This window comes from Streptomyces albospinus, assembly GCF_014648695.1.
GTDB classification, from domain to species: domain Bacteria; phylum Actinomycetota; class Actinomycetes; order Streptomycetales; family Streptomycetaceae; genus Streptomyces; species Streptomyces albospinus.
Window position 1 is genome coordinate 102605 of sequence record NZ_BMRP01000023.1, and the last position, 11151, is coordinate 113755.

Sequence of the window (11151 nt, forward strand, 5' to 3'; positions counted from 1 at the left end):
GGCGCCGGCGCCGGCAGCCGCCGCGGTGCCGCCCCCGATCTCACCGAACTGCTGCCCCAGTGGCTGACCGCCGCCGTAGAGCAGGGCTACCGCGCCCCCGAGGCGCTGCTCCCCGCGCTCCTCGATGCGGCCAGGGCCCGTACGGACCTGCGGCCCGCCGCGCTCGCCCTGGCGGGCCCGCGCGCCCAGTGGCTGGCGCGGCTCAACGGCGACTGGAAGTTCGCGCTGCGCGGCCTCGGCGGCCCGGCCGCGCTGCGGGGCGCCGGCGACCCCGAGGCCGTACGGCGCCTCTGGGAGGAGGGCCTGTTCGCCGAACGCGTCACCCTGCTGACCGCGCTGCGCCGCCGCGACCCGCAGGCCGGCCTGGGCCTGCTCGCCACCACCTGGGCGACCGAGCGCGCCGAGGACCGCCTGATGTTCCTGGATTCCCTGGGCGAGGGCCTGTCGGCGGGCGATGAGCCCTTCCTGGAGCAGGCGCTGTCCGACCGCAGCCGCAACGTCCGCGGCACCGCCGCCGAGCTGCTGTCCGCGCTCCCCGGCTCCGCGCTCGCGGCCCGGATGGCCGAGCGCACGCTCCGCTGCGTCGCCCTGGACCACCCGGCCGCCGGCGAGCCCGTGATCACCATCGAGCCGCCCCGCGCCTGCGACGCCGGGATGCAGCGGGACGGCGTCCTCCCCAAGCCCCCTTCCGGGCGGGGCGAACGCGCCTGGTGGCTGGCCCAGTTGGTGGAAGCGACCCCTCTGGACAGCTGGCCGGGACACCTCGGGGACCGCGGCCCGGCGGAGATCGTCGCGCTCCCGGTGGCCGGCGACCGGCGGACCGAGCTGCACGACGCATGGTGCCGCGCCGCGGTGCGCCAGCGGAACGCCGGCTGGGCGCGGGCGCTGCTGGGCGCGCCCGGCACCCCCGCCCGGGCCGCCGCCGAGGTGACGCCGGGCGGCTCGTCGCGGGACGTGACGAAGCTGCTGACCATCCTCCCCGACGGCGAACGGGCCCTGTGGGTGGCCGAGTTCATCGCCGGGCACGGCCTCGCGGACGCCTTCCGGATGCTCGGCGTGTGCGCGGTCCCCTGGTCCGAGCCACTCGGCCGCGCGGTGGTCGACGCGCTGGACATCGCCCGCGACGCGGGCAGCTACCCCTGGAGCTTCAGCGGGGTGATGGGGCTGGCCGAGCGCTGCCTGGACCCGGCCGCGGCGGACCGCCTCGACATGCTGACGGCGCTCACGGACGAGCCCGAGGGCGCCTCGCCGGGCTCCGGCGGCTACTGGTCCGAGGCGTTCCAGCGCCTGGTCGGCACCCTGCGGCTGCGCGCCACCATGCACGCCGAACTGGCCGGGGCCGGCTCATGACCGCCCCCAGGTCCTGTCGTCACACTCCCGTCGTCCGCCCGGAGGGCGGGCCGGGCGGCGTCCGCTGCGCGCTCTCGGCGGGCCGGGCGAGGGCCCCTGTACGGAGACGGCCCCTGTACTTGGAGTACTGGGGTCGTCGTCCGGTGCGACGAGTGGGCGTGCCGGGCGTCGGCAGGCAGGCGGGAGTCGGACGACAGGGCCCGGCAGGTTCACACGGCCAGCGGGCGTACGTTCGCGTTGACCCACTCCACGATCGAGGCGGTCGTCGCCCCCGGAGTGAAGATCTCCGCGACGCCCTGCGCCTTGAGCGGCGCGATGTCGTCCTCGGGGATGATGCCGCCGCCGAAGACCTTGATGTCCGCCGCGTCGCGCTCCTGGAGGAGGGAGATCACCTTCGCGAAGAGGGTGTTGTGCGCGCCGGAGAGGATGGACAGCCCGATCGCGTCGGCGTCCTCCTGGATGGCGGTGTCGACGATCTGCTCCGGCGTCTGGTGCAGCCCGGTGTAGATCACCTCCATACCGGCGTCCCGCAGCGCCCGCGCGATGACCTTGGCGCCCCGGTCGTGCCCGTCGAGCCCCGGCTTGGCGACGACGACGCGGATCGGCCCGGACCGGCCCGCCGCGCCCTGGCTCCCCGTCTGCGCTCCGTCTTGTCGCGCCACACTCATCACTGCCTCCAAGCCATGCACGGCATCCGCAGGGCGGTGCCGCCGAGCCGACAATCGATCGCGCGACCGCGAAGCGGCGGCCACGAGCGTGAACGAACGTTATCTCCAGCATCCCGTACCCAGCCGTTTCGTGACATGCGGCGAGGGGGAAATCACACATGGGACATGTTCGCTACGCGCCGTGTTCCGCGTGTCGCGTCGCCACCAGGGACGGCCGGCGACGGTCACGCGGTCCGGGCGCCCGGGGAGCCGCAGCCGGGCCGTCGCGCGGGCCGCCGCACTGCCGACGCCGCTGCTCATGGCTTCCCACGAGGGCATACGGGGGTCATCGCGGCCTTCCGCATGCCGTTCGGGAGGTCGGCCATGGGGGCCCTGCCTGTTCTCACCGCACCGCTTCTCCTCCGCAGCACGCTCGTGGAGCTGGCGATCCTGGCCGGCCACCTCCTCCTCTATCCGACCGGCATCGCGCAGGAACAGCCCCTCCACCGGGCGCCGGGACGGTCCGAGTCGGGCGCCACCGCTCCCGGCGTTCCCGCCCTCCTCCCCACCGAGGGCCGCGCCCATCCGCCCGTCCTCCTGCTCCACGGCTTCATCGACAACCGCTCGGTCTTCGTGCTGCTCCGCCGCTCCCTCCACCGCCACGGCTGGCGCCATGTCCAGGCCCTCAACTACTCCCCGCTGACCTGCGATCTGCGCAAGGCCGCCGAGCTGCTGAGCCGCCATGTGGACGAGGTGTGCGCGCGGACCGGTCACCGACGGGTGGACATCGTGAGCCACAGCCTCGGCGGCCTGATAGCCCGCTATTACGTCCAGCGCCTCGGCGGCGACACCCGCGTCCGTACGCTGATCACGCTCGGCACCCCGCACTCCGGCACCCGGATCGCACCTCTGATGTCGGCGCATCCCATCGTCCGGCAGATGCGCCCGGATTCCGATGTGATCGCGGAGTTGGGGCGTCCGGCGCCGCTTTGCCGGACGCGGTTCGTCGCGTTCTGGAGCGAAGCGGATCAGGTGATGGTGCCGGCGGAGACCGCCAGAATCGATCACCCCGATTTGTGCGCGGAGAACATCCGGGTCGCCGGGGTCGGACATCTCGCGCTGCCGGTCAGCGGCACCGTCGCGGCCGGCATACGGGAGGCCCTGACCTCGGCGGAGACCGCACAGACCGCGGGCGAGGCCATTTCGGTGGCCTGAAGACGGGCGCTCTTCGGTGAAGTCCGACCGAGAAGTCCGGCTGACGTCCGGCGCCTCTTGCCGGCGCTTTGTCGAACGATCTTCGAACGACGCGCCAAGAGCGCGCGTGCGCGCTGCCGAAAGGCGACCACGTACCCCATCCCGCCGAGCCCGAAAGTCCTGGAAGATTGTCGCCGTCGCGTACCGCCGGGTACAGTCGCCGCTAATTCTCCTGCAGCCGAGGCGAAAGAGAAGTTGGTGGACGACCGTCACCCATCAGGGGCTCAGCTTCACACCGCCCCTGCTTCCGATGCCTCCTATGCGCAGCCCCCGGCATACGGCGACGGTGACGCCCTCTTCGGCTCGCTCCCCGGCTCGTACGACCAGGGCGCCTACGGCACCGGAAGCCATCCGGCGGACGGCTATGCCACCGCCGCGTACGGAACGGGCAGTTACGCCACCACCACGTACGAGACCGGCAGCCACGGCACCGTCGGCTACGACCCGTACGCCCACACCGCCTACGACTCCCCCGCCTACGACACCGGCGCCTACGACACCGGCGCCTACGACGCCACCTCCTACGGGCACACCGGCAGTTACGACAGCGCGGCCTATACCGGCGGGGCGTACGACACCGGGAGCTACCCCACCGGCCCGTACGACACCGGTAGTTACGCCACCACCGCGTACGAAACGGGCGCCTACGCCACCACCGGCTACGAGACCGCCACCGCCCTCCAGGAGCCCGGCGGCTACGAGGCCACCGCGGTCTGGTCCACCTCGGACTACGCTCCCGGCATCCCGGCACAGGCCGGCCCGCCGGCGGCCGACACCGTCCAGTGGGACGCCACGACCTGGAGCGGCACCGGCACGTACGACACCGCCGGGAGCGCCCAACACACCTCCGAGGCGTACGAGTACGACGCTCCGGAGGAGGCCGCGCCGCCGCAGGCCGCCCCGGACACCGACCCTGCCGCCGCCCCCGAAGCCCCCGGCGATCCCGCGTCCATCGCGGATGCGATGACCCAGGCCATGCCCATCGCCGCCACCCCGGCCCCTGCCCCGGCCGCCGCCTCCCGGCGCGTCAAGGGCCCCGAGGCGGGCAAGGCGGTCCGCGGCAGCGGCCGTGGGCGGCGGCGCCCGGCGAAGCGTTCGGCGCTGCTGACCGTCGCGGTCCCCTCGGTCGCCGCGATGGGTGTCTGCGCGGCTGCCGCCGCCTCCGTCGGTCACTTCGGCGGGAACGCCAAGGACAGCTCGACCACGCAGGCCGCGGCCGACGCCGGATCCGTGAAGAACTCCCCGGCCAACAAGAAGCTGGACAGCCAGCTCGCCGGACTCAGCGCCAGCGCCCAGGACTTCCGCGAGCGGGCCAGCCGCACGCAGGAGCGCCTCGACCTCAAGGAACGACAGGCGCAGGAGCGCAAGCGCAAGGCGGAGGAGGCCGCCGCCAAGGAGGCCGCGCGCCCCAAGTTCGTCCTGCCGGTCACCCAGCACGGGTTGAGCGCGCTCTTCGGCCAGGCCGGCGTCAACTGGATGTCCGTGCACACCGGTATCGACTTCCCGGTCAGCTACGGCACCCCGGTCATGTCCGCCACCGACGGCACCGTCCGCACCCAGTGGAACTCCGCCTACGGCAACATGGCGATCGTGACCGCGCCCGACGGGACCGAGACGTGGTACTGCCATCTGAGCAGCACCAAGATCCGCGCCGGATCGGTCAAGGCCGGTGACCAGATTGCCTATTCCGGCAACTCCGGCAATTCCACCGGCCCGCATCTGCACTTCGAGGTGCGCCCCGGCGGCGGCTCGGCCGTCGACCCGATCCCGTGGCTGCGGAGCCACGACCTCAATCCGTACTGAGACCGCGGCTCCCGAACTCCCCTGCCGGCGCTACAACTTCTCCACCGGCGCGTACCGCAGCAGCAGCCGCTTCGGCTTCTCGCCGCCGAAGTCGATCGTCGCCTCGGCGTTCTCGCCGCTGCCCTTGACGCCGACGACCGTGCCGAGTCCGAAGCTGTCGTGGGTGACGCGGTCGCCGACGGCCAGCGAGACCACCTGGCGGTCCTTGGCGCGCCGGGTCGCGAAGCCGCTCGGCCCCTTGGACCGCGCGGACGACAGCGAGGAGCCGACGCCCCCGCCGAAGCCACCACCGCCGCCGCCCGAGAAGCCCCCGGACGAGAGGCCGCCCATCGAGGCGGACGGTGTCGCGGGGCCGGTCCGCTTCCAGTCCACGTAGTCGTCCGGGATCTCCTCCAGGAAGCGCGAGGCCGGGTTGTACGAGGGCTGGCCCCAGGCGCTGCGCATCGTCGATCGGGTGACGTAGAGCCGCTCGCGGGCGCGCGTGATGCCGACGTACGCCAGTCGGCGCTCCTCCTCCAGCTCCTTGGTCTGGCCGAGCGAGCGCATGTGCGGGAAGACGCCGTCTTCCATGCCGGTCAGGAAGACGACCGGGAATTCCAGGCCCTTGGCGGTGTGCAGCGTCATGAGGGTGATGACTCCGGCGCCTTCTTCGTCCTCGTCCGGGATCTGGTCGGAGTCGGCGACCAGTGCGACCTGCTCCAGGAAGTCGGAGAGCGTGCCACCCGGGGCGGCGGTGCCCGGATCCGCCGCCTCCGCGCCGCGGTCCTGCTCGAACTCCAGGGCCACGGAGGCCAGTTCCTGGAGGTTCTCGATCCGGGTCTCGTCCTGGGGGTCGGTGGACGCCTGGAGCTCGGCCAGATAGCCCGTGCGCTCCAGGACGGCCTCCAGGATCGTGGCGGGGCCGGCCCCGGACTCCACGATCGTGCGCAGCTCCTCCATCAGGACGTTGAACCGCTTGACGGCGTTGGCGGAGCGGGCGGCCATCCCGTACGCCTCGTCGACGCGGCGCAGCGCCTGCGGGAAGGTGATCTTCTCGCGCGCCGACAGGGCGTCGATCATGGCCTCGGCGCGCTCGCCGATGCCGCGCTTGGGGACGTTGAGGATCCGGCGCAGCGGGACGGTGTCCTCGGGGTTGGCGAGCACCCGGAGGTAGGCGAGGATGTCGCGGACCTCTTTGCGCTCGTAGAAGCGCACGCCGCCGACGACCTTGTAGGGCAGCCCGACCCGGATGAAGATCTCCTCGAAGACCCGGGACTGGGCGTTGGTGCGGTAGAAGACCGCGACGTCGCCGGCCTTGGCGTCGCCGGCGTCGGTGAGCCGGTCGATCTCGTCGGCGACGAACTGGGCCTCGTCGTGCTCGGTGTCGGCGACATAGCCGGTGATCTTGGGGCCGGCGCCGGCGTCCGTCCAGAGGTTCTTGGGGCGGCGGTTCTCGTTGCGCTCGATCACGGCGTTGGCGGCCGAGAGGATCGTCTGCGAGGAGCGGTAGTTCTGCTCCAGCAGGATCGTGGTCGCGTCGGGATAGTCCTCCTCGAACTGGAGGATGTTGCGGATCGTGGCGCCGCGGAACGCGTAGATCGACTGGTCGGCGTCACCGACCACGCACAGCTCGGCGGCGGGCGTCTCGGCCGTGCCCGGACCGACCAGCTCGCGGACGAGGGTGTACTGGGCGTGGTTGGTGTCCTGGTACTCGTCGACGAGGACGTGGCGGAAGCGGCGGCGGTAGTGCTCGGCGACGTCCGGGAACGCCTGGAGCAGATTGACCGTCGTCATGATGATGTCGTCGAAATCCAGGGCGTTGGCCTCGCGGAGCCGCGCCTGGTACATCGCATACGCCTGGGCCAGGGTCTTCTCGAACCCGTCGGCCGCCGTCCCCGCGAAGCTCTCCTCGTCGATGAGCTCGTTCTTGAGGTTGGAGATCTTCGCGCTGAAGGACTTGGGCGGGAAGCGCTTGGGGTCCAGGTCCAGATCGCGGCAGACCAGGGCCATCAGGCGCTTGGAGTCGGCCGCGTCGTAGATCGAGAAGGACGACGTGAAGCCGAGCTTCTTGGACTCGCGGCGCAGGATCCGGACGCAGGCACTGTGGAAGGTGGAGACCCACATGGCGTTGGCCCGCGGGCCGACCAGCTCCTCCACGCGCTCCTTCATCTCACCGGCGGCCTTGTTGGTGAAGGTGATCGCGAGGATCTGGCCGGGGTGGACATGCCGCTCGGCGAGCAGATGCGCGATGCGGTGGGTCAGCACCCGGGTCTTGCCGGAACCGGCACCGGCGACGATCAGCAGCGGGCTGCCGGTGTGCACCACGGCCGCCTTCTGCTGGTCGTTGAGCCCCTCCAGGAGCGCCGCCGGGTCGATCGCCGGGCGGGCGGCGCCGTCGCGGTAGTACGCCTCCCTGGGCGCGGGCGCGTCGAACCTGCCGCCGAAGAGGTCAGCGGGCATCTCCTCCGGGGCCGGGCCGTGCTCGTCCTCGGGGGGCGGCGGGGGCTCCTCGTCCGAGGGCCCGAGGTCCGCCAGGAAGCTGTCGTCAAAGAGGCTGCTCATCGCCCACCGAGTCTAGGCCGCCGCACTGACAACCGGTTGCGCAGTGGCCGATTGCGGCGGGAAAGCGGGGCGCGGAGGTCCGGGCGGCGGCGCTCCGGGGCTCACGCGGGGCACACGGTCCCGGGCCTTCCGTGCGCGGCGCGACCGGGCACCGTATCAGCCGTGCGCGGGGTCGGCCGCCGCGCATACGACTTCCACCGCAAGGAATCCGGCGCCGCGTTGAGGTCACGAAAAGGTTTCGGGCATATCGAACATCAGCCTTCACAGGAGCCACACGAGTTGGCTACCGTCTCGGTCGGGCAGCCCGCCCTCCCCGCGGACGACAGCGTCCGCACGGGCCGCCCCCGCCGAGTCCGGCCCTGCCACCAGGCACCCGGAGCCGGGGACCCACCAGCACCACCGGGGTGAATCGATCGGTACGGCCGTCGCCAGGCGGACGCACCGACCGTAGGGCAAGCCTTCCGTCAGCGCCACCGCCCGAACCCGACAGCTAACCCGGTAGGCGGTCCACGGAAGGAGTCGCCGGCCTTGGCGTCGCACCGCAAGCCGCGAACCCACATACTCACCTCGCCCGGCAGCCGCCGTACGGCCGCCGGGCTGACCACCGCCGCCCTCGCCTCGGTGACCCTGCTCTCGCAGACCGCCAACGCAGCCCCCACGGCGCCCAAGCCGTCCATCGAGGACGTCAAGCAGAAGGTCGACGGCCTCTACCAGCAGGCCGAGGTCGCCACCCAGAAGTACAACGCCGCCAAGGAGAAGGCGGACAGCCAGCAGCGGACCGTGAACCGCCTGCTCGACGACGCCGCCAAGCGCGCGGAGAAGATGAACCAGTCCCGGCGCGAGCTGGGCACCTTCGCGTCGGCCCAGTACCAGACGGGCGGCATGAGCCCGACGGCGCAGCTGATGCTCGCCAAGGACCCGCAGCAGTTCGTCGACCGCAACCACCTCATGGAGCGGCTGACCGGCCGGCAGAAGCAGGCGGTCACCGACTACGAGCAGGAGGCCGCGGCGGCGGCGCGCCAGCGGGACGAGGCGACCCGCAGCCTGGAGAGCCTCCAGCAGTCCCAGGCGTCCCTCAAGGAGAGCAAGCAGTCCGTGCAGGCCAAACTGGCCGAGGCCCAGCAGCTGCTGTCCCGGCTGACCGCCCAGGAGAAGGCGCGGCTGGCCGAACTGGAGCGCCAGAAGGAGCTGGAGGCCCAGCGCAAGGCCGCGGAACTGGCGCGCCAGCAGGCCGAGAAGCAGCGCCAGCAGCCCAGCGGCGGTTCGAGCACCGGCTCGGGCTCGGGCTCGGGCTCGTCCGGCAGCAGCTCGTCCAGCAAGGCCCAGGAGGCTCTCGCTTTCGCCCGCGCCCAGATAGGCAAGCCGTACGTGTGGGGCGCCACCGGGCCGAGCTCCTACGACTGCTCGGGCCTGACGCAGGCCGCGTACCGAGCCGCCGGAATCGATCTGCCGCGGACGACCTGGGACCAGGTCAACGCCGGCACCCGGGTCTCCACCAGCGATCTCCAGCCCGGTGACCTGGTGTTCTTCTTCAGCGACATCAGCCACGTCGGGATGTACATCGGCGGCGGCAAGATGATCCACGCCCCGCACCCGGGCGCCAGCGTCCGCGTGGAGTCGATCTACTACATGCCGATCTACGGGAGCGTCCGGCTGGGCTAGCGGGCCGGGGCAGCTCCGGCAAACGCCGGGGCGCCGCCTCCCGCAAAGCCGGAGCGCCGCTTCCGCTCGGCTCAGCCACTTCCCGCTCGGACTCAGAAGCCGGCTCCTGGAAGCCGGGGGCCGGCTCTTCACCGCGGAGGGCTGCTCCTCTCAAGCCCCACCCTCCGCACTCCCCCCACACGCCACCGCGCGGTCACCGTCCGCCTCCGGATACGGAGCGGGATGACCGCGCGGTGTGTCGTCTCTGCGGCGGGCGTCGCAGCCGAGGGTTGGCCGGGGCTCGGGCCCGGAGCACCGGGACAGCTCAGGTCCAGAGCACCGCGATGAAGATGTTGAGCATCGTGAGCCCGCCGACCGCGCCGAAGAGCGGCTTGGCGATCGTCTCCTCGTCCCGCTTGACGTAGACCAGCGCCAGGATCACCACCAGGACGGCCATCTTGATGCCGATCTTGATGTTGTTGACCGGGTGGTCCTGCATCTGGTTCAGGCCGACCAGCGCGATGCCGGTGACCAGCATCGTCAGCGCGCCGTGCAGCATGCCCGGCACAAAGCGGGCGGCGCCCGCGCCCATCGCCTTCATCTGGGTCAGGAATCCGCCCAGCAGGGCGGCGATACCGATGATGTGCAGGGCGACGAAGATATTGATTACTACGTCCATAGTGGTGGATCGTATCCGCCCCATAGCACGGCCTTTCCGGCAGGGCGCCCGCAATCACCGCATCGGTCACGCCAGGCCGCTCCCGGCCACCCGCGGCCGGAACACCGGTCACCCGCGCACGTACCGCGGTCGGAAACGAACAATGCCGGGCAACCGGGCGCCCACCCGTGACGCCCCCGCCTAGCGTCCTCCTCCAGGCGACCACCGGCACACCGTCCGTCATCGGTGACGGACGGCCGCGGTCGCCGTCGCGGTCGCGTCCGCCCTGACGCGCCCGCTCCTCCAGGGAAGGAAGTGACGGCCCCGTGGCGTCGCACCGCACAAGCCGAATCCGCACCGCCGCCCCGCCGGCCCTCGCGGACGCCACGGCCGTCACCGCCCTCGACGGCATCGGCGGCGCCGCACGACGGCCCGCCCCCGCCCGCGCCGAACTCGGCGCCCCGGCCACCACCCGGCACCGCACAGGAGGCACCGACCCGACCGTACGGCCGCCGACCGCACGGCTGGCGGTGCCCGCGGACCCGCAGCGCTGCCTGGACGGCGCCACGGTCCTGGAACGTACCGGCAGCCACCAGGCGACCGCGGTCGGCGGCTACGCACGCCGCCTCGGCAGCGTCCGCCGGCTCCACCACCAGTCCGAGGCCACCCCGGAAGGCCTGGCGGAGGCCGGGACCGCCGCGGAGCACCTGGCAGAGGCCGGGACCACGGACGAACACCTGGCAGCGGCCGGGCCCGCCCTCGTAGCCCAACCGGCCACGGCCGTACGAGCGTTGGGCACCGCCGAGGCCGTGCGCGACCGCCCGGGTGCGGAACAGCGGCGGCCGGCGGCCCCCGACCCCCGCGCCGCCCGGGCCGTCTCCTTCGCCTACGCCGCGCTCGGCAAGCCCTACGCATGGGGCGCGACCGGCCCGTCCGCCTACGACTGCTCGGGGCTGGCCCAGGCCGCCTGGAAGTCCGCCGGTGTCACCCTGCCCCGCACCACCTACACCCAGATCAACGCGGGCACCCGCATCGACAGATCCCAACTCGCCCCCGGCGACCTGGTGTTCTTCTACTCCGGCATCAGCCACGTCGGGATCTGCATCGGCGACGGCAGGATGATCCACGCCCCGCACCCGGGCGCACCGGTCCGTATCGCGCCGATCGACCAGTTGCCGTTCGCCGGAGCGACCCGCCCGGCCTAGGTGTGTTGTTCGGACAGGTTGGTGACGCGGCTGGCTGGGGTGTGGCCGCCGA

General features: G+C 72.4%; 7 protein-coding genes, 1 pseudogene and 1 riboswitch. Of the genes and pseudogenes, 5 read left to right on the top strand and 3 right to left on the bottom strand.

The genetic code is table 11. From position 1 onward, the window contains the following. Positions 1-1350 (top strand): annotated as a pseudogene (locus tag IEZ17_RS27460) (DUF5691 domain-containing protein); the annotation flags it as partial. Positions 1351-1559: 209 nt separating this feature from the next. On the opposite strand, the gene IEZ17_RS27465 reads toward IEZ17_RS27460, so the two are convergent. Continuing rightward, positions 1560-2018 (bottom strand): cobalamin B12-binding domain-containing protein, encoded by a 459-nt coding sequence (locus tag IEZ17_RS27465; RefSeq protein ID WP_159508474.1) that lies wholly within the window; start codon positions 2016-2018, stop codon positions 1560-1562. Between the two features lie 363 nt (positions 2019-2381). Here IEZ17_RS27465 and IEZ17_RS27470 point away from each other — a divergent pair, with 363 nt between their 5' ends. Both IEZ17_RS27470 and IEZ17_RS27475 read left to right on the top strand, forming a co-directional pair. Then, positions 2382-3212: an esterase/lipase family protein gene (locus IEZ17_RS27470; RefSeq protein ID WP_189304644.1), complete on the top strand. Its 831-nt coding sequence runs from the start codon at positions 2382-2384 to the stop codon at positions 3210-3212. Between the two features lie 237 nt (positions 3213-3449). Further along, a complete protein-coding gene (locus tag IEZ17_RS27475; protein WP_189304646.1) occupies positions 3450-5054 on the top strand; it encodes a M23 family metallopeptidase in 1605 nt (534 codons plus the stop codon). 30 nt (positions 5055-5084) lie between these two features. Here IEZ17_RS27475 and pcrA read toward each other — a convergent pair whose 3' ends face one another. Continuing rightward, the gene (gene pcrA / locus IEZ17_RS27480; protein ID WP_189304648.1) at positions 5085-7595 is read right to left on the bottom strand and encodes a DNA helicase PcrA; all 2511 of its coding nucleotides are present in this window, start codon (positions 7593-7595) and stop codon (positions 5085-5087) included. Between the two features lie 350 nt (positions 7596-7945). Then, positions 7946-8115: riboswitch (cyclic di-AMP (ydaO/yuaA leader) on the top strand. 8 nt (positions 8116-8123) lie between these two features. Here pcrA and IEZ17_RS27485 point away from each other — a divergent pair. Further along, positions 8124-9257: a C40 family peptidase gene (locus IEZ17_RS27485; protein ID WP_189304650.1), complete on the top strand. Its 1134-nt coding sequence runs from the start codon at positions 8124-8126 to the stop codon at positions 9255-9257. Positions 9258-9561: 304 nt separating this feature from the next. Here IEZ17_RS27485 and IEZ17_RS27490 read toward each other — a convergent pair whose 3' ends face one another. Beyond that, positions 9562-9915 (bottom strand): hypothetical protein, encoded by a 354-nt coding sequence (locus IEZ17_RS27490; protein WP_189304652.1) that lies wholly within the window; start codon positions 9913-9915, stop codon positions 9562-9564. A gap of 305 nt (positions 9916-10220) precedes the next feature. On the opposite strand from IEZ17_RS27490, the gene IEZ17_RS27495 reads away from it, so the two are divergent. Beyond that, on the top strand, positions 10221-11099 hold the full coding sequence (locus tag IEZ17_RS27495; RefSeq protein WP_189304654.1) for a C40 family peptidase: 879 nt from the start codon (positions 10221-10223) through the stop codon (positions 11097-11099). Positions 11100-11151 lie beyond the last annotated feature (52 nt).

Excerpts from the sequence above, each read along its gene's own strand:
- IEZ17_RS27465 (WP_159508474.1), bottom strand. The coding sequence starts at position 2,018 with ATGAGTGTGGCGCGACAAGACGGAGCGCAGACGGGGAGCCAGGGCGCG.
- IEZ17_RS27470 (WP_189304644.1), top strand. The coding sequence starts at position 2,382 with ATGGGGGCCCTGCCTGTTCTCACCGCACCGCTTCTCCTCCGCAGCACG.
- pcrA (WP_189304648.1), bottom strand. The coding sequence starts at position 7,595 with ATGAGCAGCCTCTTTGACGACAGCTTCCTGGCGGACCTCGGGCCCTCG.
- IEZ17_RS27490 (WP_189304652.1), bottom strand. The coding sequence starts at position 9,915 with ATGGACGTAGTAATCAATATCTTCGTCGCCCTGCACATCATCGGTATC.